At 59.9% G+C, this 20,439-nt stretch carries 20 protein-coding genes; 7 read left to right on the forward strand and 13 right to left on the reverse strand.

Annotated features, from left to right (window positions below; all coding sequences use genetic code 11):
- Window positions 1-59: 59 nt before the first annotated feature.
- Together ACZCWR_RS06560 and ACZCWR_RS06565 are read right to left on the reverse strand one after the other, a co-directional pair.
- Window positions 60-1,460, reverse strand: coding sequence for an FAD-dependent oxidoreductase (locus tag ACZCWR_RS06560; protein ID WP_487302900.1), 1,401 nt, complete (start codon window positions 1,458-1,460; stop codon window positions 60-62).
- Between the two features lie 36 nt (window positions 1,461-1,496).
- Complete coding sequence (locus ACZCWR_RS06565) at window positions 1,497-2,036, reverse strand: carboxymuconolactone decarboxylase family protein (protein ID WP_487302901.1); 540 nt, start codon at window positions 2,034-2,036, stop codon at window positions 1,497-1,499.
- A 112-nt stretch (window positions 2,037-2,148) separates the two neighbouring features.
- Between ACZCWR_RS06565 and ACZCWR_RS06570 the strand changes: the two genes are divergently transcribed.
- Window positions 2,149-3,108 (forward strand): cupin domain-containing protein, encoded by a 960-nt coding sequence (locus tag ACZCWR_RS06570; protein WP_487302902.1) that lies wholly within the window; start codon window positions 2,149-2,151, stop codon window positions 3,106-3,108.
- 125 nt (window positions 3,109-3,233) lie between these two features.
- Here the strand turns inward: ACZCWR_RS06570 and ACZCWR_RS06575 are convergent, their stop codons facing one another.
- The 3 genes from ACZCWR_RS06575 to ACZCWR_RS06585 are packed head-to-tail and all read right to left on the reverse strand — an operon-like array spanning window position 3,234 to window position 5,886.
- Window positions 3,234-4,004 carry an SDR family oxidoreductase gene (locus ACZCWR_RS06575; protein WP_487302903.1) on the reverse strand — a complete coding sequence of 257 codons (771 nt, stop codon included), beginning with the start codon at window positions 4,002-4,004 and terminating at the stop codon, window positions 3,234-3,236.
- A 15-nt stretch (window positions 4,005-4,019) separates the two neighbouring features.
- Window positions 4,020-4,991 (reverse strand): zinc-binding alcohol dehydrogenase family protein, encoded by a 972-nt coding sequence (locus ACZCWR_RS06580; RefSeq protein WP_487302904.1) that lies wholly within the window; start codon window positions 4,989-4,991, stop codon window positions 4,020-4,022.
- 40 nt (window positions 4,992-5,031) lie between these two features.
- Window positions 5,032-5,886 carry an alpha/beta fold hydrolase gene (locus tag ACZCWR_RS06585; protein ID WP_487302905.1) on the reverse strand — a complete coding sequence of 285 codons (855 nt, stop codon included), beginning with the start codon at window positions 5,884-5,886 and terminating at the stop codon, window positions 5,032-5,034.
- Between the two features lie 142 nt (window positions 5,887-6,028).
- Between ACZCWR_RS06585 and ACZCWR_RS06590 the strand changes: the two genes are divergently transcribed.
- From ACZCWR_RS06590 to ACZCWR_RS06605, 4 genes are all read left to right on the forward strand, one after another.
- Window positions 6,029-6,658: a CGNR zinc finger domain-containing protein gene (locus tag ACZCWR_RS06590; protein WP_487302205.1), complete on the forward strand. Its 630-nt coding sequence runs from the start codon at window positions 6,029-6,031 to the stop codon at window positions 6,656-6,658.
- A gap of 41 nt (window positions 6,659-6,699) precedes the next feature.
- Window positions 6,700-7,377, forward strand: a complete 678-nt coding sequence (locus ACZCWR_RS06595) for a haloacid dehalogenase type II (RefSeq protein WP_487302906.1) — start codon at window positions 6,700-6,702, stop codon at window positions 7,375-7,377.
- Window positions 7,378-8,612: 1,235 nt separating this feature from the next.
- On the forward strand, window positions 8,613-8,726 hold the full coding sequence (locus tag ACZCWR_RS06600; RefSeq protein WP_487303268.1) for a PepSY domain-containing protein: 114 nt from the start codon (window positions 8,613-8,615) through the stop codon (window positions 8,724-8,726).
- 505 nt (window positions 8,727-9,231) lie between these two features.
- Window positions 9,232-9,858 (forward strand): DUF47 domain-containing protein, encoded by a 627-nt coding sequence (locus tag ACZCWR_RS06605; RefSeq protein WP_487302907.1) that lies wholly within the window; start codon window positions 9,232-9,234, stop codon window positions 9,856-9,858.
- 110 nt (window positions 9,859-9,968) lie between these two features.
- On the opposite strand, the gene ACZCWR_RS06610 is transcribed toward ACZCWR_RS06605, so the two are convergent.
- Window positions 9,969-10,553, reverse strand: a complete 585-nt coding sequence (locus tag ACZCWR_RS06610) for an MgtC/SapB family protein (RefSeq protein ID WP_487302908.1) — start codon at window positions 10,551-10,553, stop codon at window positions 9,969-9,971.
- Window positions 10,554-11,236: 683 nt separating this feature from the next.
- Between ACZCWR_RS06610 and ACZCWR_RS06615 the strand changes: the two genes are divergently transcribed.
- Window positions 11,237-11,620 carry an NUDIX hydrolase gene (locus ACZCWR_RS06615; RefSeq protein WP_487302909.1) on the forward strand — a complete coding sequence of 128 codons (384 nt, stop codon included), beginning with the start codon at window positions 11,237-11,239 and terminating at the stop codon, window positions 11,618-11,620.
- An 820-nt stretch (window positions 11,621-12,440) separates the two neighbouring features.
- On the opposite strand, the gene ACZCWR_RS06620 is transcribed toward ACZCWR_RS06615, so the two are convergent.
- Window positions 12,441-13,331, reverse strand: coding sequence for an oxidoreductase (locus tag ACZCWR_RS06620; protein ID WP_487302910.1), 891 nt, complete (start codon window positions 13,329-13,331; stop codon window positions 12,441-12,443).
- A 46-nt stretch (window positions 13,332-13,377) separates the two neighbouring features.
- Window positions 13,378-14,592, reverse strand: coding sequence for an MFS transporter (locus tag ACZCWR_RS06625; protein WP_487303269.1), 1,215 nt, complete (start codon window positions 14,590-14,592; stop codon window positions 13,378-13,380).
- A gap of 128 nt (window positions 14,593-14,720) precedes the next feature.
- Here ACZCWR_RS06625 and ACZCWR_RS06630 point away from each other — a divergent pair, with 128 nt between their 5' ends.
- Window positions 14,721-15,671 carry a LysR substrate-binding domain-containing protein gene (locus ACZCWR_RS06630; RefSeq protein ID WP_487302911.1) on the forward strand — a complete coding sequence of 317 codons (951 nt, stop codon included), beginning with the start codon at window positions 14,721-14,723 and terminating at the stop codon, window positions 15,669-15,671.
- Between the two features lie 847 nt (window positions 15,672-16,518).
- Here the strand turns inward: ACZCWR_RS06630 and ACZCWR_RS06635 are convergent.
- The 5 genes from ACZCWR_RS06635 to ACZCWR_RS06655 are packed head-to-tail and all read right to left on the reverse strand — an operon-like array spanning window position 16,519 to window position 20,398.
- A complete protein-coding gene (locus tag ACZCWR_RS06635) occupies window positions 16,519-19,245 on the reverse strand; it encodes a DUF927 domain-containing protein (RefSeq protein ID WP_487302912.1) in 2,727 nt (908 codons plus the stop codon).
- Window positions 19,242-19,577 (reverse strand): hypothetical protein, encoded by a 336-nt coding sequence (locus tag ACZCWR_RS06640; protein ID WP_487302913.1) that lies wholly within the window; start codon window positions 19,575-19,577, stop codon window positions 19,242-19,244. Before ACZCWR_RS06640 ends, ACZCWR_RS06635 begins: the two co-directional genes overlap by 4 nt.
- Window positions 19,574-19,804, reverse strand: a complete 231-nt coding sequence (locus tag ACZCWR_RS06645) for a transcriptional coactivator p15/PC4 family protein (protein WP_487302914.1) — start codon at window positions 19,802-19,804, stop codon at window positions 19,574-19,576. The genes ACZCWR_RS06640 and ACZCWR_RS06645 overlap by 4 nt, the downstream gene beginning before the upstream one ends.
- Window positions 19,801-20,226: a hypothetical protein gene (locus tag ACZCWR_RS06650; RefSeq protein WP_487302915.1), complete on the reverse strand. Its 426-nt coding sequence runs from the start codon at window positions 20,224-20,226 to the stop codon at window positions 19,801-19,803. The genes ACZCWR_RS06645 and ACZCWR_RS06650 overlap by 4 nt, the downstream gene beginning before the upstream one ends.
- A complete protein-coding gene (locus tag ACZCWR_RS06655; protein WP_487302916.1) occupies window positions 20,219-20,398 on the reverse strand; it encodes a hypothetical protein in 180 nt (59 codons plus the stop codon). Before ACZCWR_RS06655 ends, ACZCWR_RS06650 begins: the two co-directional genes overlap by 8 nt.
- Window positions 20,399-20,439: the final 41 nt, after the last annotated feature.

Consider the following 20,439-nt stretch of genomic DNA (forward strand, 5'->3'; position numbering starts at 1 on the left):
CCGCAGCCTAAGTTGCCGGACCCCGTTCAATAACTACGCCGCCCGTCCGACCTCGCATCTCACTTGGCCGTACGTTCGGGCACCTTTGCCAACAACGGACCCAGACCTTCTGCCACGGTCAAATGGGAAATCACGGCGTCACGCAGCTTTTGATACGGCAGCCCGGCGATCATCGCGGTCTGCATCGCCGCGAGTACTTCGCCTGCTTCCGAGCCGATCATCGTGAAGCCGAGGATGCGGTCGTCGTCCGCACCGACGAGCACTTTCATGAAGCCCTGCGTTTCGTCCGTCGCTTCGGTGCGCAGAACGTTGCTCATCGGTAGCGTCGCAATGCGCACGCCGATCCCCGCACGCCGCGCATCGGTTTCGTTTAGGCCGACACGCGCCAGAGGCGGATCCGTGAACAGCGTGTACGGAATCAGTCGGTCACTCGTGCTGCGATGTCCGCCCGCCATGTTGTCGCGCACGATCCGGAAATCGTCGACGGAGACATGCGTGAACTGCGGGCTTCCCGCCACTTCGCCGATCGCCCAGACATCGTCCGCCGAGGTCTGCAGGCTATCGTTCACGCGAATGTAGCCGCGCTCGTCGAGTTGCACGCGCGCCAAGTCAAGGCCAATATCCGCCGTGTTCGGCACGCGTCCCGCCGCGACGAGAATGTCGCTGCCCTCCAGCATCTGTTCGCCCGAAGGCGTCCGCACGACGACGCGCACTTGCGTTCCGGAATGACCTGCGACGCGAATGGTCTGCGCATCCAGTGTCACGTCGATGCCTTCCGCCCGGAGGATCCGCAGCATTTCTTCGCCGATGTCCGCGTCCTCGCGAGCCATCAGCCGCGCGCCGCGCTCTACAACGGTCACGCGGCTGCCGAACCGCCGGTATGCCTGCGCCATCTCCACGCCGATGTAACCGCCGCCTAACACGATCAGATGCGGCGGCGCGCGATCGAGTTCCAGCGCGCCGATGTGCGTCAGCGGATCGGACGCCTGCAGACCCGGCACGTCCGGAATCGCGGCGTGGGTGCCGACGTTCACCACGACCCGATCACCGACGAGCGTGCGCGTGCCGCCATCGTTGAGCCGCACTTCGATGGTCTTCGGCCCGACGAATCGACCCACGCCCATGACCAGTTCCGCGCCGCTCAACGCATACGCCTGCACGTGAAACGCAGCCTCCCGCTCGACCATGCCGCGCTTGCGATCGCGAACCTTCGCCATGTCAATGGTCACGGGTCCGGTCATCGCGCCGAAATCGGCGGCATGGTGCGTCAAATGCGCGACACGCGCGCTCCAAATTTCGTTTTTGCTGGGCAAACAGGCGACGGCGGGACACGAGCCGCCGACCCATTGACGCTCGACCACGGCGACGCGCTGTCCCGCGCGCGCCAGATGCCACGCCAGGAGCTTGCCGCCCTGGCCGCTGCCGAGAACCAGCGTATCGAACTGTTCGATCTGAGACATGACTTTCTCCAATGTGCTGACGGATGAATGAATGGATCACTCGACGGCCGGAAAATCGACGTCGGTATCGTTAATTCGATTAAACGTGTTGGTGAAGATCGTCATCGCAATCGCGAGCGAGATGTCCGCCAATTGCGTGTCGCTGTAGCCTGCCGCGCGAATGGCGGTGAGCTCGTCTTCGTCGATGGTGCCGCGCGTCGTTTGCAGGGTCCGCACGAAGCGGATCAGCGCATCGCGCTTGATGTCGCCCGTCGGCTGGCCGGTGCGAATCTGCTTGAGCGCCGCTGGCGTCAGACCGGCCATCTTGCCGAGCATCACGTGCGCGGCCACGCAGTAGTCACAGCCGGTCAGTTCGCTGATCAGCAGCTTGATGGTCTCCAGATCCTGCTTGCTCAGACTGCTCGACGCCAGCGCGCCTTCGGCTTCCAGCGCGGCGTTCAACGTCGCGGGCGAGAGATGACCGAGCGCGGCGAACAGATTCGGCACGCCGCCGCCCGCGATCTTGCGAACGCGGGCATAGACGTCGGCGGTGGCGCCAGTGGCAGCGGAGAGTGCGGGGATGGCGATGCGACTCATGGTGAACCTCGTTGGGTGGTGGTCAGGAGCCTCCACTTTAGGTTTGTCGAATGAGCTTGTTGAGTCGCCAAATGCTCAATATCATGCTCGAAAGTTCCATTTGGAGATCAGCATGGCGCTTTCGATCGACTGGCTGAGCCGTCTGCTCGGCATGATGACCGTGCGCGGTCAGCTCGAACTCCGATGCTCGTATGGCGCGCCCTGGGAAGTCATCTACGCCGATTCGGACGAGGGCGAAATGCCCTATCACATCGTGCTGGGCGGATCGGCCATTCTGGAGACGCCCGGCGCGGGCAAGCCGCAGCCGCTCGGCGCCGGGGATATCGTGCTGCTTGCGCACGGATCGGCCCACACGCTTCGCGACGGCAGCGGCGCGCGGCCGAAGCCAGCCCGCCAGCGCGCGGTCATGAATCTGATCGTCAGCGAGAACACGGGCACGGGGGAGCGTCTGGACATGCTGTGCGGACGCATCGTGCTTGCGCCGCCGCATGACCGCTTTGTGCGGGCGTATCTGCCCGGACGGCTCGTCGTGCGCACTTCGACGTCGAGGGGCGCCGGGCCGGACGGCGCGTTAAATCAGTTGAACGGTCTCGTCGCGCTGATGCGGGCGGAATCGCTTGCCGACAATCTCGGTGGCCACGCGATGATGAACGCGCTGTCGGCGGCGCTTTTTGCACTGACTTTACGCGCCAGCACGGAGTCCGACGAAGCGCCCGCCGGGCTGCTGGCGCTCGCAGGCGATTCGCGACTGTCCCCGGCGCTCAAGGCGATCTTCACGGAACCGGCGCATGACTGGACGCTGCCCGACCTGGCGGCCCTATGCAATATGTCGCGAGCCACGTTGATCCGTCAGTTTCAAACGAAGGTCGGACGTTCGCCCAGCGATCTGCTAATCCATGTACGCATGGCGCTGGCAGCGAACGAGCTGAAAAAGCCTGGCGTGTCGACCGAAGCCGTGGCCGAGACGATCGGGTATCAGTCGGTGGCGGCGTTTCGGCGCGCGTTCAGCCAGCAGTTCGGCCTGACGCCTGCGCGCTGGCGGCGCACGCATGCGCAGACGCGGCAGGCCTAGGCGGGCTGCCGCGCGGTGCATCGGTCACTTCGCTCGCTGCATTGAGAGTTCCAATCCGGCTTCGGGCGCGATGTCGCGGTAAGCGCCAAAGGTCGGACATCCGTCCGGCCTTTGGCTTCTTCCCTTCAGACCGATTTGACCTCGCCGCCGTCCATGCGCAGCGTACTGCCGGTCATCCATTTGGCCGCGGGCGAGACGAGGAATGCCATCAACTCGGCGATTTCTTCCGGCGTGCCGTAACGCGCGATGCCGGCTTCCTTGGGGAAACGCGCCGTCGCTTCTTCCACGGTCATGTCGTGCAGAGGCGCCCAGTGCTCGAGATATGAGCGCCGGCGGCCGGTCATCACCGGGCCAGGAAGGACGCTATTTACCTGCACGCCATCCGCGATGCCGCGATCGGAAAACGCCTTCGCCAGTGCGACGATCGCCGCGTTGATCGTGCCGACGGCCGCATACGGCGCCTTCGGAAACATCGCGGAATTCCCCGACATCAGCACGACCGATCCGGACGACTGCTTCAGCGACGGCCAGGCCGCGACCGTCAGCCTGCGCGCGCCGTGAAGCTTCAGCGCGAGGCCGGCGTCCCATTGCTCGTCGGTCATGTCGAAGAGATCGATCTGCGGCACCGCGCCCGCGATATTGAGCAGCGCGTCGATGCGGCCGAACGCGGCGAGCGCTTCATCGACGACGTCCTGCGCGGCCTCGGGCCGTGCGAGGTCGATGTCGATTGCGATCGTCTTTACGCCGGCCTTCTGAACCGCGTCGGCGGTCTCTTCGAGATTGGCGCGATTACGTGCGACGAGCACGATCGAATCGAAATCGCGTGCGAGGCGGATCGCCGTCGAGCGCCCGATCCCCTGACTCGCGCCCGTGACGATGGCTGCTTTAATGGACATGTGGTTTCTCCCGGCTCAATGAACGACGACCATCTTGCCGTTCGCTTCGTTGGCTTCCATCACGCGATGGGCTTCGTGAATCTCGTCGAACGAGAACACGCGCGAGGGCTTCGCATTGAAACGGCCCGCCGCAATATCCGCTGCAATGGACTGCAGCGGCACATCGGAAAGCGGAAAGCCCGGCGTGCCGAACACGAAACTGCCGAAGAAGGTCAGATACACGCCGCTCGACATCTGCAGGAGCGGGTTGAAATCCGGGATCGGCGCCAGTCCGCCGAGCCAGCCCGCAAGGCACGCGCGCCCGCCGCGCCGGAGCATCGCGAGCGAATCGAGAATCGTGCTGTTGCCGACGAGGTCGAGCACGGCATCGATATGCTTCGCTTCCGCGATCCGCTTGCTGAGGTCAGGCCCTTCGAGTTCCACGCGCGACACGCCCATTGCTTCGAGCTTCGCGAAGCGCTCGCGGCTGCGCGTCGTGGCGATCACTTTCGCACCTGCGTTGACGGCGAGATTCACCGCCGCTTGCCCGAGCGACGAGGTTGCGCCGCGAATCACCACGGTTTGCCCTTCCTTGATTTCAAGATTGCGGAACAGGGTCGTCCACGCCGTCGCATAACTTTCGGGAATCGCCGCGAGTTCGGCCCATGGCAGATCGGATTCGATCAGCGCGACATTCGACACAGGCGCGCGCGTGAACTGCGCATAGCTGCCGTTAATGGTGCGCCCGAGCCCGCCCATCAGCGCGGCCACTTTCGCGCCGACGGGAAACTCGCCGCCCCGACACGACTTCACGATGCCCACGCATTCGATGCCACTCACTTTTGCCGCTTCGGCCCATTCGCCGCGCCGCATGTGCATCTCGGCGTGATTGATGCCGAATGCCTTGATCTCGATGACGACATGCCCTTCCAGCGGTTCCGGCTCCGGAATCTCCGCATAGACGAGGCTGTCGAGACCGCCGAACTTTTCGAGGACGATTGCACGCATGATGTTTCTCCTTTGGTAGATGAACGCGGTGTGACCGCGCTTAGTCAGCGAGGAATTCGTTGATGGCTGCCGCGATCTGCGCCGCGTGCGTTTCGAGCGCGAAGTGGCCCGTGTCGAAGAAGCGCACATCCGCATGCGGAATGTCGCGCTTGAATGCTTCCGCGCCCGGCGGCAGGAAGAACGGATCGTTCTTGCCCCACACGGCGAGAAATTTCGGTTGATGCTCGCGGAAGTACGCCTGGAACGCCGGATAGAGCGCGACATTGCTGCGGTAATCGCCGAACAGATCGAGCTGCACTTCGTGCGCGCCGGGACGGCTCATGTAGTAGTCGTCGAGCGAGTAGCCGTCGGGCGAGACGGCCGACTCGTCAGGCACGCCGTGCCTGTATTGCCACTTCGTCGTTTCCTTCGTGAGGAACGGGCGCAGTGCATTGCGATTGGCCTGAGTCTGCTCCTGCCAGTACGCGCGGATCGGATTCCAGCCGTCGCTCAGTCCTTCCTCATAAGCGTTGCCGTTCTGCGAAATGATGGCCGTGATGCGCTCCGGATGCTTCAGCGCGAGGCGGAAGCCCGTCGGTGCGCCGTAATCGAAGACATAGACAGCGTAACGGTCGAAGCCGATCACTTCTGTAAAGCGGTCGATGACGCCGGCGATGTTCTCGAAGGTGTACGCGAAGCTGTCGCGGCTCGGCATGTCGGAGAGACCGAAGCCCGGAAGGTCCGGCGCGACGGTATGAAAGCGGTCGGCAAACAGCGGAATCAGGTCGCGAAACATGTGGCTCGAACTCGGAAAGCCGTGCAGCAAAAGCAGCTTCGGCGCGTCTGCAGGACCGGCTTCGCGATAGAACACATTGAAGCCGTCGACGTCGATATGGCGATGAGCAATAGCGGACATGGTCGTTTCTTTGGGGGGGAGGTGGTTTCGTCTCGTAACTGTTAAAAACATTTGAAAGAGGTTACAAAGCGCGGAAGTAACTTGTCAAGTGGTGTTTTAGCGGTTACGATAAAGTCATCGTAGAAACACGGCTGGCTAAAAAATGGAATACAGCTCACTCCCCGCGATCTTCGTGGCCGATGCGCCCGGCCTCGATTTCCTCAACTCGATCGCGACGCCGGTCGACGAACCCGTCGACTGGATCGCGGACGGCGAAGGCCTTCTGTCATGGCTCGAACAGGCGCAACTGGTGCCTGCCGAGGTGCTTGCGCACATGCGTTCGCAAACCGCGTCTGCCGAGTTGGACGAGATCGCGGCCAAGGCGCGCGGCCTGCGCGAATGGTTCAGATCGTTTGTGCAGAAGAGAAAGGGACGGCCGCTCGCGGCAAAGGACCTGAGCGAACTCGAAGCGTTGAATGGCGTGCTGCAGCGCGACGAACAGCACGGCGCGATCGTCGCGGACGAGAGCGCGCCGAGCGGCCTTGCATTCACGATGCAACGCCGCTACTCGACGCCCGAGTCGCTGCTGATGCCGATCGTCGAGACGCTGGCGAAGCTCGTGTGCGAACAGGACTTCACGTACGTCAAGGCGTGCGAGGGCCCGAAGTGCACGCTGCTGTTCGCCGATCACACGCGTGGACATGCGCGCCGCTGGTGCAGCATGGCCATCTGCGGCAATCGCGCGAAGGTGGCCGCGCATCGCGCGCGGCTCAGGGAAGGAAAGGGCGGTTGAGCCTTACCGTTCGATCCGGATGTTCAATGGAAGGAGAGAGCATGAAACACATCAGGGCGATTGCGTTCGATCTTTACGGCACGCTGTTCGACGTACATTCGGTCATTGATCAGTGCGAGCAGCGATATCCGGGACACGGGCGCGAGATCAGCACGATCTGGCGGCAGAAGCAGCTCGAATACACGTGGCTGCGCAGCCTGATGAATCGCTACGTCACCTTCGAGCAGGCGACGGAAGATGCATTGCGCTATACGGCGCGGCATCTGAAGCTCGATCTGGATGATAAGACGAAGGCGGCACTTTGCGATGCGTATCTGAAGCTGCAGCCCTTTCCCGAAGTGCCGGCGACACTTCCGCGGCTCAGGGAGCGCGGCCTCGGGCTCGCGATTCTCTCGAACGGCTCGCTGCATTCCATCGGCTCCGTAGTCGGCCATGCGGGATTGCGCGATCACTTCGATCATCTGCTGAGCGTCGATCCGGTGCGCATTTACAAGCCGCACGATCGCGCCTACGAACTCGCGGAGGAAGCATTCGGTGTTTCGCGCGCGTCGATTCTCTTCGTCTCGTCGAATGCGTGGGACGCAACCGGCGCGCGCCATTTCGGCTTTCCGACTGCGTGGATCAATCGCGGCGGCAATACGTTCGAGGAAATGGGGCAAAGGCCGGACTGGGAACTGTCCGGCCCCGATGCGTTGCTCGACCTCTTTGACAAGGCGTAATCAGGCTCGGTTGCGCGCTGCTTGCGTCATCACCGCGGCAAAGTTCGCTGTCTTGGATTCGCTTATAAGTCCTTTTGGTCGGCGACATCCGGATAGCAGGCGCCGCGAAGCGACGCTCGGTCGGTGATGCGTTCGGCCACTGAGCGCGTCGATGGCCGCGGGACCGGGCGACATCCGACATCATGTCACACGTTGCTGGCAGCGTATCGGCTTCCGAAGACAGAACTAGGTCACACCCGAGCGTGGTGGGGTAACAAGGACTGGGAACATCCGTTTCACGCGTGCGACTCAACTTGCGCAGCCAGCAAAACTTACTTTTTGGCAGTGGCAGTGGCAGTGGCAGTGGCAGTGGCAGAGGTGCTTCTATATCTGCATGGACTTGCGCGACATTTACCGCGGATTCAGACGGCAAGACATCGAACGACATCTATCGTGAATGACTTTTTTCGGATGGGAAGTGCCGCTCGGCCGTCTGCAAGAGGCCCTGCGTGAATGCCCGCTTCTGGCCGACAGCACTCGCTCACGTTCGCCGCCATGAGCTGCCGTACCGTAGGTTAGCGATCGCTGCGCAAAGTGCTCTCGAGTTGGTGCTATCGGCCATCTGCAGTCACTTAAGACGTCGATCGTTAGACCATTTGTGCGGCAATTGAGCCAACAAAAGCGACCGTCTCCGGCCTAAGATCCTGATTGCGGTGCATCGCAAGCGAATCGTGCCAACGATGATGCCAGTTTCGACATAAGAGTAACGCCATAAGGTTCGAAGTTCATGCAACTCGATAATGCGCGGCGGCAAAATATTTGCGCCGCCACCGCTTCTTAGCACCTGCCTTGCGAGGACGTCGGGCTCGTATCCCATCCATGGCACGGGACTGTCCGCGTTGATGTTGAGCACGTATCTGCAAAATGCAGTGTCCTTTGCCACCTGACCGATTATGGCCCGCTGGCAGAAGCCGAGCGTCGTTCAAACACGTGCGCAAGGTGTTCGAACGGCATAAGCGCGGTGCTTGAGGCGGGCGGACGAATTAGGCCACGCCGACGAAAGCTCAGCATTTGCTACGAAACAGCTCTCACATTTAGGAGAAGCTTATGACCTCGTCAAAGTGTTTTCGGGCCGTTTTGGCCGGCTTTGTCATGCTGGCTTCAACGGCCGCTATGGCTGATACGTCCGGAGCTGACTGGATGTCCAGTCAGCAAGCGATCTCCAAACTCAATGAGAAGGGTATGCGAATGCCTACCTGAAAGCCGACGATGGACACTGGGAGGGAGAAGCAAAGATGGGCGGGCGAATCTACGAGTTGCATGTCGATCCGCACACTGGCGCGATTACCAAGAGCGAACCGAAGCACTGAACACGGCGGTCGACGACCTCACAAAGTCGTTTCAAGTCCAAGTGGTCTTGGACCGTTTGATTTTAGCAAGCGAAAAGGGCGACCTGCCTGGCGGCTCCGGACCTTCAGGCAGCGAAAGCTCGACGCTGCGTAACATTGGATGTGGGTTGCAGCCTGTCAATCACGGAAATGTTTTGATCCATGGCGTAGAGGCCGAGAGATCAAATCTTTTCCCCTCAACGGCGCAAGATCACTTATGTTTGTCAAGAGGGCGTGCGCCCGCCGAATCCATCAGCGTCACGTCATTGCTGGCGTTTCCGTCTACAGGCTCATGGGAGCCCGCTTACCGAGCGATCATTGACTCGTCTTCTCTGTCGCAGTAACTGCGCAGCGGGCGTGAGGAGCTCGTTTTGATACGTTCTCCTTCGTCTCCATGCGTTCGCCCGTCGAATGAACATCGACGGGCAGGGCGGTACAATACGGCGCCGTCGCCAGCGCAAGGCTCGATCAATTCCGGAGAACGTCCATGTTCGGCAAGTTCATGCCCACGGAGGGCCGATTTTTCGAAATTTTTAATGCACACGGTGAGTGCATTGTCGAGGCGAGCCGGGAGCTCGAACGGCTGATCGCGGATTTGCCGAATGCCGAGGCCTACAAACAAAACGTCCACCGAGCCGAGAAGGCTGCTGACCAGCTTACGCGCGAGACGATGGACCTGCTACACAAAACGTTCATCACGCCGTTCGACCGTGACGTTATTCATAAATTGATCACCACGATGGACGACATCCTCGATCTCATTGAGGATGTCGCAACGGTCATCATTCTTTACGACGTGCGGGCATTGACGTCAGAAGCGAATGAACTGGCGCGCATCTGTGTATCGACCGCCGAGCGCGTCCACTTTGCTGTGAGCCAGCTGGCAAACATGCGGCAATCAAATCAGATTATTGCCGCTTGCAAAGACATCGATATTCTGGAGTCGGAGGCAGATCGTATCCTCCGCACCGCAATGTCGAAGCTGTTTCGCGAAGAGGGCGACGTGAAGACGTTGATCAAGCTAAAAGCCGTGTTTGAGTTGCTGGAAGCGGTCACCGACAAGTGCGAAGACGTGGCGAACATTCTTGAGGGGATCGTTCTCGAGAACGCCTGAACGAGTACCGTTAAACACAACGGCTGCAGCGACAAGTCACCCTTTCCTTGATGCGCCAACTCGACGAGAGCGCGAAGGCGAGCGCAGATATCGTCGGCTCCCAACCGGCCCTATTGTGACTTCGGCTGCGATGAGCGCACACTATGGATTGACAGCAGTCGACGCGAGATTGCTTCGAATTGGTTGGCTGTTGTGCGTGAGTTCGATCTGCACTTCATCCACGGCGGGTCGTCTTCCGATTGCTGAACGATGAATTGCTTGACCCGGATGCGCCCGCTGCCGAGTGCTTCGTGCAGCGAATTGAGGGTAATACTGTCCCGGTCTGCAAGAAGTTGTATAGTGCGCTGTTGTTTGACCGAAATAAAACGGCGCTCGAGAGGCTTCATGCCTGCAAAAATGACGCTGATAATCACCGTCGCACCAATCGATGCGGTGTAAATTCCGCCACCGACGGCAAGTCCAACTCCCGAAACCAACCACAAGCTTGCTGCTGTAGTCCGGCCCCGGACGACTTCGCCGCGCATCAAGATAGAACCCGCGCTGAGAAAGCCGATGCCTAAGACTCTTGCGCCGCGACCCGCGACGGGTCCAGAAACAACATTCTTCTGGCCGAGCATATCGGCGAACCCGAAGGCTGAGACCAGCATGATCAGTGCCGTACCGACGCTGAGTAGCATGTGCGTTTGCAGACCCACGGCCTAATTCAGGCGCTCCCGCTCGAATCCGATTACGCTACCCAGCGCCCCGGCCACTGCAAGGCGCGCGAGAATCTCGCCATTTGAAATCCTAGTCCTTCCTCCGACGAAAGCGACCGGCACGATGGACTTTCGAAATGCGTAGGCGCCTTGGTCCCGCCGCTGAATATAAGTAACGTGACATTTCTGCGACAGAAGCGGAAGTCCGGTGCAGCCGTTTATTAAACCGACGTGTCTGGTCCACGGCCTAATGAGTCGCGTGCCTAATCACCATCCTTCTCTTGGAGAGGCGTTTTTTATTGGTACGGCGCGCATTTCTGCTGCGGTTTATCCAGGCTTGTATAAAAGTGGAGAGCTCGGTGCGCACGTACCAAGGCCACCGTGCCAAGTGATAGACGGTGAGGAACACACTTCGCCAGCCTTTGTGCCAGCCAATGGGTATTGCCTCGCCTGGAAAGCTGCGAATATCGCGGTGGCCGACGCTGACGGCTCCGGCGAACATCCAGAGCATCGATAAAATGAATGTGGGCGTCGATAAAAGACACGCCGTGGCTAACAGAAGTGCTGGAAGGCAGATCTTGAAGGCAGAACATGGTCGCATGGCGCGGGGTGTTAAATTTTGACAGATAACATACGGTCATACGCCTCGGGTAGTGGATTCGAGGAGCCAATGACGAAACACAATGAAGGATAGGTCAACAATCATCTGTCGACGCGACGACAAAATCCTTCTCGTGACGCGAAACCGCGCTCGATGGAGTCTGCCGGGCGGCGGCGTGAAATCGACAGAATCGCTTGTTCAGGCAGCAGACCGGGAGTTGCGTGAAGAAACGTCGATGGTGGCTTCCGGCTTCACCTACCTATTTCACTTTGGTGGGCTCAGCAAACGCCATCATGTTTTCTTCGCAGACTTGGATGAGCAACAGACGCCAGTAGCACGAAATGAGATCCGTGACTGTCGTTGGTTTCGGATGAAGCGGATCGATACGCTTTTCACAAGCGTGCCAACCAAAGCCATCATCGCGCTGTGCTTCGAATATGAGCTGCTCCCGACCGTTGCACCCTAATGATTCGGATGCTGAGCGGCCATTCTTCAGATTCCAGATGCCAAGTATTTAAGAACGAGCTTATTCGCATCGCCGCTTGAGCCATAATCCAGGCAACGCTTTACAGCAGTCGTTCCGGCGACCATTTGTCAAGTCAAACGACGGAACGTCACCTCGCAGACGCTCCACCCTACTAATTATTCATGAGACGCGCACGGACCGCTCATCACCCTCGAAAGCCTAGGATATGGTTGTGGGTCGTTGCGATCGGGTTAATGATGCTTGTGGAGAGTCGCTCCTTGATACGGTACATCAAGGAAGTTCCGAATCGCGTGCTTGGCAGCTTGTGTCCGATTAGAAGTGTTCAGTGGCAACACACGCAAATCGAGCGTTACTATCGAGCCCTCTATGATGAGGCCCCAACGAGCTTCCACATCATGCAAGCTTCGTCTGTCTGGGACCAGAAAGACCGTGTATGGATTTCTCCGTTTAGCCAGAAAGAAAAACCCGGTCAAACACGGACCATGGCCGCGTTCGTCGAATGTGATGGTTTTACTTCAGCTGTCGGATGGCGGCAGTACGCCGATTCAAGAAGTGGAAAGCCGGTCTGCACCGATGCTGCCGCGGCGCGCTATCAATAGAAAAGCGTGCTCTTTTCAATTAGGGACAACGTAGGATTTCAGGAAACTGCCGTCTCACGATGTCGCCGCATGAGCAATTCTACGAGCGCTTTGCAATCGGAGGTCATCAATCTCGAAAGGGAACGATGCTGTCGCAAAGTTCGTCGGAAGCCGTAGAGGTGCTAGGTCTTTGCATAAGAGAAAGACCGCCCCTACTGTGTTTAGCCCGGTCCGTCGCTCGCTGCCGCTAGAAGCGGCAGGATCAGATCGCTGACAGGCGTGGCAATGCCGCGCACTCGGGCGCAACGCTGTATGACTCCGTTCCGGCTATCCCATTCGAGCGGCCGACCCGCTTGCCGATCGGCGAGGATCGATGTGCCGAGGTCGGCCGGCGCACGCTGGAATCCATCGATGATCTCTTGCATGACTTCATCTCCCAATGTCGCGCCCTCAGCGCGGGCGACTTCGAGGCATTCCTTCAGGTACGCGAGCGACAGGTGTTCGATATCAGCACGGGAATACATGCCGGCGCGGCGGCCCGTCAAGACCATCAATCCCGCGACTGCGTTGTGAAGCAATTTCCGCCAAGCGATGCTTGTGAAATCCTTGGTAACGCCTACGGAACAGCGGGTATCGCGCAATGCCGTCACGACGGCCTTTGCAGCCTGTATGTCCGGCAATGTGAGCCTCGGCATCGCACGCAGCCACACCGAGGCATCGGCCTCGCGTTGTGCTGGAAACCAGACCACCGAAGGCAGCACACGGTCTTTTGAGACGTAAGGCGCGAATTGATCTATCTGTTCTACGCCGTTCTGCAACACGCACACCACGGTCCTCTCGTCGCACAGCGCGGACAGCCAATTCGACGCGGCTTTGACCTGCGTCGTCTTCACCGCGACGAACACAACATCGAATCTCCTTTCGATGTGGGCGGGGTTGGTCCGCACGGGTCCTGGCACGCGAATCTGGCCGCCGTCGAATCGCAAGTCTAGATAAGCGCGTGCGGTGCGGCCAAATAGAGCCGGTGTACGGCCCGCTTCGTGAAGCGAGGCGGCAACAGTAGTACCGATTGCGCCGGGACCGACAAGGGCGATCGTTGGAGTGTGGGGCATCGTCTTGGGTTTCCTGGATTATTGAGCGTTGTGATTACTTGGCAGCTCACGTTTTGCTTAGATGACGGTGAAGCGCAAGCGCTAATGGAAAGATCGCAAGCGCGGTGGCGGCCGTCGCGATCGTCGCGCCGTGCACGCCGATCCGGTCGCCCAGCAATCCGTACGCAACCGGTGCGAGTGCACCTGACGCGATCGTGCCGGTGTAAAAGAGGGCGAACGCGCGCTCGGTGTGGCCGACGAGCGTGAATTCGGGGACCGTCCCATAAAGCACCGACGACGTGCCGTTGAGCATCACGCCGAGCAGCGGAAGCAGGATCATCGCGGGCGCGAGCGGCAGCCAGATCACAGAGAGAATCAGTAGCGCGGTGGCACCTTCGGTAGCGAACACCGTTCCGATTACACCGACGCGTGCGCCGAGCCAGCCGCACGCGAACTTGCCCGCCGCACCGCCGATGAATACCAGTGCCAGCGCCGTACCCATCATTTGAGGCGAGATGCCTTTCGAGCGCAGGAGAAACGGTAAAAATGTGAGCAGGCCCATCCGCACGGCGGTATCGAGGACGCCGATAGCGAATAACAGCGAGAATCCGCTCCGTGGACCCGTCGTATCTTCGCTGGTCGCTTCAACGACTGACGGCTCGTTTTTCCGGATCGAGGGGAGGAAAAGTGCAATGACCAGTGCGACCACCATACCAATGGTCGACATCGCCCACAGCGCGTGACGCCAGGGCATGAAGGTGATTAGCAGTGATACGGCCGCAGGCAGCGCGGACTTGCCGAGATCGCCTGCGAAGTTATAGACACTGAGCGGGGCGCGGGCTTTTTGTCCGTAAGCGCGCGACACGGCCCCCGACGCCAATGGATGCTGTGTGCTCGATCCGCATCCCGACACGGCAAGCGCGATGCACAGACCAAGCAAAGAACCCGACATGCCCGCGAGGGCGTAGCCCAGCGCGGCGAATAGGGTGCCGATCGCGAGCGTCGCGCGCGTGCCGAAAATACGCGCCAGGCTCCCGGTAGGCACTTGAAATGTCGCCATGGTGCCGGCGTAGACACCACGCAGAAGCGCAAGCGCACCATAGCCGAGTCCGAAATCCGCCTGCCATGTAGGCAACAGCGCGTAGATCATGTCCGTGTAACCGTCGTGCAGTGCGTGAGCCGTACACGAAAGCCATAAAACGCGTGTGCGTTGCGCGGGGCCGGCCGGATCGGGGCGCTCGGCAGTCGTTGTCGCCGGCGCGGAGAGGGAGAAAAGTCGCATGCGTTGAATTAGGGTGCGCGAGTGCGGTGACATCGCGCATTTCGTTGCAAGGCAGTCTGAAGTCTACGGTCGGATCGGCCATGCAACAACTGACATAAAATCGACTCAGACGGGAGAAAAAGTCACCGATGAGTACTGGAAAGCGCTCGGTCTCGAAGACCAATAAATTGCCCCCACTAAACGCCTTGCGGCACTTCGAGGCGGTGGCCCGTCTCGGCAGCTTCGCGGCCGCGGCGAATGAGCTTCACGTGACGCATTGGGCCGTGGGTAAGCAGATACGCCTGCTGGAAGACTGGTTCAGTGTGCCCCTGTTCGAGCGTCAAGCGCGCGGCGTGGTTCTTACCGACGAGGGAACCACACTGCTCAGCGATGTCAACGGCGCGTTTGCAAGGCTCGGCAGTTCTGTAGGCCGGTTGCGGCGCGAATCGATGACGCGCCGAGTCAGGGGTGTGGTGCGCGTGAATGCGTTGGCGAGTTTTGCGCTTTGTTGGCTTATTCCCCGGCTGACGGAATTTCAAGCGCTGTATCCCGACGTCGATGTGAGGCTATCGACTACTTCGCGCCGACTGCGCTATGTCGGGGATGCATTCGATATCGGCGTGCGTTCGGGACCCGAAGAAGCGGCGGGCATCAAGTCGTCGATCCTGATGCCCGACTTGCGCCTGCCCGCGTGCAGTCCGAAGGCGTTGGTTAATCACCCGGTCGGCACAATTGCTGATTTGCGCCACCACACATGGCTGCATTCGACAAGCACGCGCACCGCATGGGCCGATTGGTTGCGGCAGGCGGGCGAGACCACTATCCAGGGTGCGCGTCATCGCTACTTCGACCACGTGTTCCTGCAGTTGGCCGCAGCGATGGAAGGCCTCGGTGTGACCTTGGCGTCGCTGCCTCTCATTGAGCGCGAGATCGCCATGGGGCGGCTCGTGTGTCCTTTGCCGGGGCCGATTTGGCGCGGGCCAGATTACACCATGGTCGTCAATGCGGACCGTGCGGACGACGAAGCCATTGAGGCTTTCCGGAAGTGGATGGTCGCTGCGGCAAAAGTGAGTTCTCGAATAGACATCAAGTCTCCCTAGCATGGGATGTCCACGCATGGCTACCGTGCACGGAGGAACGTGGAGCTGCTCCTGACCTTGCTGAGGAGGCCGATCGTGGCCGCGCGCCTTCGTTGACTGATATGTATTCGGACGACTGCTAATCTCCAACAAGCGACGTTCGGTTCAGCGGTGCAAGCCGGCGCATGGCAGCAAGAGGCCGGGCGCAGCCGCACAGTTCGTAAGCGGCGAAGGTCGGCTATGGCTCGGCATGCCTCGCTTGCGTTGCCTCAAAGCCGACAATGGATTACGCCGCATTGCGAAAACAGCTAAGTGCCGAACTGCCGCCGCACAAAGGATTAATGACGATTGTCCTAATTGGCTGACAACCGCACGCTTGGTGCGCTTGAAACGGACTTGGAAGAGCAGACACATGTGCTGCTAGCGGACTGACAAGCCGACCAAAATTTTTTCGCCGCGAACTTTCGCCGGCTCCACCGCGACTCTTCAAGTTTTAATCTGCTACACCAGAGGCGCCTCCATCTCATTGATGTACCAACGGGCAGAACTATCCTGCATGTGAGGTGTGTAGATCGTCCTACCGCTGCTCCCGCCGTCCTCAAATACTCTTCGAAAGTTGTTCGATCGAGGGGTTACACGGGTTACATGGGTTACGTTCGTCTAGATTGTTGATTTATAGGGGAAAATTTCGTAACCCATTTTGTAACCCAGAGGTCGTGCAACCCCGGTTTTGGGTTACACCGCTCTGACTGTAACCCGTGCAAATCGCGATGGGTTACGCTTTTTTCCGATCGGGTTACGCCGAAACCCTTATGCGGCAAGGCTTCCCGTCAGCGTAACCCGTGTAACCCCTGTAACCCGTGGATTTTTAGGTTGGTAAAGAATATTTCCACATTTCGGCGGTGAAAACGTAGACTTTCGTGGGACCTTTATCAGGAATGCGCTCGGCTCGAACAGAGCGACCATCGGCAGACGGGCGAATCCAGCCGGCGCAAATGAGTGTTTTGGCCACCGAACGCGCTTCGAATCCATTACAGACTTCGCGTTTGAAGATCTCTGGAAAGACCAAATACTCCACACCCGCATCGCCCTTGCGACGGAAACCCGCGCGATTGATGGTCGGCCGCTCCGATACATCGTTGAAGTCGGTGAACCGCGACTCTTCATGGGCCTCGAAGAACGCCTTCACGTGCGAGAGAATTGCGCCTTGCTCGTGATTGCCTGCGCTGCCTCGGTTCTCCAACCATGCTCGGAAACACGTCGCCGATGCCGCGAGTGCCTCACCGGGCTGCCAACCAGTGATTTCGCGATCGGTCGCATATTCGCCAGCCAGGCCGATCAGCGCGAGTCGCTCGCATACACGGTGGGCTTGCCCGCTGGCATCACCCGGTAGGTTCTCGGCGAGGAACTTGGCTGTCTCCTGACGCAAGTACTGTTCGATCACCTCGGGCTCCTTGGCGATCGCGTTGAGCATCTCGATCGCGGCGACGCCGTAGCTTCGCTTGCAGCCCTCATTGATCAGTGCCGAAAGCTTCGCGCCGCCGCCTTGTCCGTGCAACGTTTCAAACAAGCCAAAGCCCCGACCAGCATCTGCCGGAATTTCGACCAGGCGTACCTCTTGACCCGCCTTGGCCCTTTTGCCGCCCGCCTGCATGTGCTGCGCAAGTCCGATCTCACCAGCCGACAGAAATAGCAGTCGCCACGACTGCCGCGCACGCGCCGAGCCGGTTCGCCCCGCGCGCGCCTTGCCGCTGCCGTTCGCCAACATGTAGGCGATCTCGCCCGCCTCGCGAGGATCGACCTGCGCCAGCTCATCGAGCACCAACAGGGTGTCGTTGTGAAGCGCTGCAAGCCCTTCAAGGCCGTTTGCCGTCGCACGCCAACGCTGCATGTATTCCGGGCCGCCATAGACGCTACAGGCAGCGCGAAGGGCCGTCGTCTTGCCTGTCGACGAATCGCCAACCAAATTCAGACCGCCCGACTCCTGACCGGAATACGCCAACATCATCCCGGCAAACGCCGTCGAGACCGCCACCAACATCCGTGAGTTGCCTGAGCAGTAAGCGGCGACGTCGCGCTTCCACTCGTCCGACGTTCCTGCCTGTGAATATGCACGCATTATTGCCTCCGATTGAAAGATCACGCGTTCAGCTGACACGCCAATCGTACGGTCGGGAAACACGAAGGCGCCGTTATGCCAGCCAGTACGCGTCACGCACCTGCCCCGCGCCTTGGGTTTGGCGGTCGTTACGTACTCTGTGAGCTTGTTGCGAGCGCGGAAGCTCGGAGCGATGTCCAGCCCCAGCCGAGCGAGCTCGCCGCGCATGTCCGCACCGTCCGAGCGCAGCATCTCCATCGGCATGGCCCAGACATGCGGATGATCGTCCGCGTCCTTCCACTCGAGCAGACGCCCCCAGTTTTCCGAGGCGCGATCGCGCACCAGCGCACGGACGTGAAGCGGCGAGCAGATCCAGTGCGGCATGCCGTCGTCATCTGTATAGAACACGCCTTCTCTGCTCACAGAGAAGCCGCGCGGCACGCAGCCCTTATCCGGTTGCTCCCCGCCGTCCGGCTTTGCGGCCCGTTCAACCTGCGCGGCGACCGCGGCCGCTCCGAAACGTGTGTGCATGTCGTTGAAGTCCGTTTCGTCGTCACCACGCTTGTCGCCGAACTCGGGCAAGGCGACAGTGCCATCGACGGCTCTCGCCGCTTCGACCGCCTTTTGTTGCCCGTTTCCGAGGTCCGCGAGGACGGTAATCTCTGCATCCGGATGGGCAGCCCGCATCGCCCAGGCGACCTTCATCAGGTTGCCCGCCGAGAGCGCGGCCACCGTAGCGAAACCTGTGCACAGATAGGCTGATAGTGCAGTAGCGACACCTTCTGCAATCAGGACGCGGTCGCAGTCTTTCGCGGAATCGCCGACGAACCAACCGCCGCCAGCCTTTGCGCCGCCCGCGAGCGCCGATTTGTGTCCGCATTCGTCGATCATCTCCACGGATGTGACCGCACCGTCGATCATGACCGGCGCGATGAGGATTCGGCCCTCAAGCTTGACGCCGGCGGACTGCGGGTGATAACCCATCAGCATCTGAAGCTTTTGGACGTCGAGCTCACGCAGCGCTTCCACGGCTGTGATGCCTTTGCGCGACAAGTAAGGATGGTCGTCACGCGCAGGCTGAGACTTCTCGATGATTGCGAGCGCGACCGTTGCCGCGTGCTTGCGGTCCTTCGTTCGTTGCCGCTCATCCTTTTGCACCCGGGCGTCGCGTTCTGTCCGGCGGCGTTCGACCTCCACAGGATCTACGACGATCGCCGCCTTTCCGCGCGGGCTATAGCCGTACTTCTTGGCGATCGCAAACAACGTGGCGATGGTGATGCCTCCATTAGGACGGATCGAGCGCCACGTATCGCGAACATCGGCAGCGACATAGCTTGGGCTTCCCTGACTCCATCGATTGAACGTTTCGAAGCCGGCGTCGCCTTCCTCATGCTTCAACGAGGCAGCGACGCGGAACCACACGTCGCGCTCAACGTCCGGCGGGATGAACGAAAGTGCTTCGAGGATCCGCTGGTGATTGTCGAAGACGGTGCTCATTGGCCGTCCTCCGTACGCACGCCAGCTTGCGCGATTACACGAACGAAGGCGAGGTTGTCGCCAATCGCAGCTGTCGCCTGCCGGGCCAAATTCAAAATCCGAGGTGTACGCTCGCCTCTGGACATCAGCGTTTCGAGCAAATCCGCACGTCGAAACCCGTTCGCGGCGGCTGTGGCAAACACCAAGTCGAGCACGCGACGCGCATATTGCCGCAAGTCCTCGTCGGCCTGCTTCGCCTCGTACACGAGGAAGCCACACATCAGAAGGCATTGGCTGGGACTTGCGTACTTGCCTTCTCCAATCGGAATGCCCAGCTTGTAGTTTTCGTTCATACGGACTCCCGCGCCGCCAGAGTAAGCGCCTGAATGATCTGGGTCAGCAGTTCCGGGCGCAAGGAGATGCCCTGGCGCGTTGGAACGAAGTCGCCTCCACGGTCGGCCACCAGCAACCGAATATCGATGTAGCGCCGGCCCTTGTACCAGCGATGCGAAATGCGAATACGCTGCGTTGCGCTCTTTTGAATGTCGAGCACCAATTGCTCGTTGTTCATCGTGCTCATACATCCTCCCGTGAGGAGTACTCATCGGTGGGGCCACGACGGGATCGTTCTAGTCTGAGACGGTCTGATAAGCGTTGACGCAAAGACCAGTCTGCTTCGGATGCGATGTGCATCATCTGCCCGATTAGCTTGAATTCGCTCGCGAGCTGAAAGAGCAGCATCGAATGATCGATTCCCGCACTAGAACGCTCGAAGGAAACCGCGTGCGCGCCATCTTGATGCTGATTAAGCAGACCAGCGACGTCAGAGGTGAGCGAAGCCAAAGATGACGCCTTAAGCGTTGCGACTTCGGAACAGCCAGAGAGATATTGCAACTCGCTGTCCGAAACCGTCGTCATATCGAAACGCTCGAAAAAAAATTCAAGCATCCCAGCCGCGCACAGGCCTTGCGATACCGTGGTGCAGTTCCGCGTCTTAGCCATGTGCCACCTCCGCACGGATGATTTCAGCAAGATGAAGCAGGGCGTTGGCGCAACAATCCAGCGCATCATTCGCGCTAGGCGCGAGCGCGGCGTCTCTCAGGGCGCGATTGATGATTTGGATTTGCAACGGAGGATAGGTTTGCTCAGGACGAGCGAGAGTAGTGCCATGCATGGCTTTGCTCCTTGTAGTGAGACTAGGCCCGTTTTTGAGAC

The organism is Caballeronia sp. A2-2 (assembly GCF_057612605.2).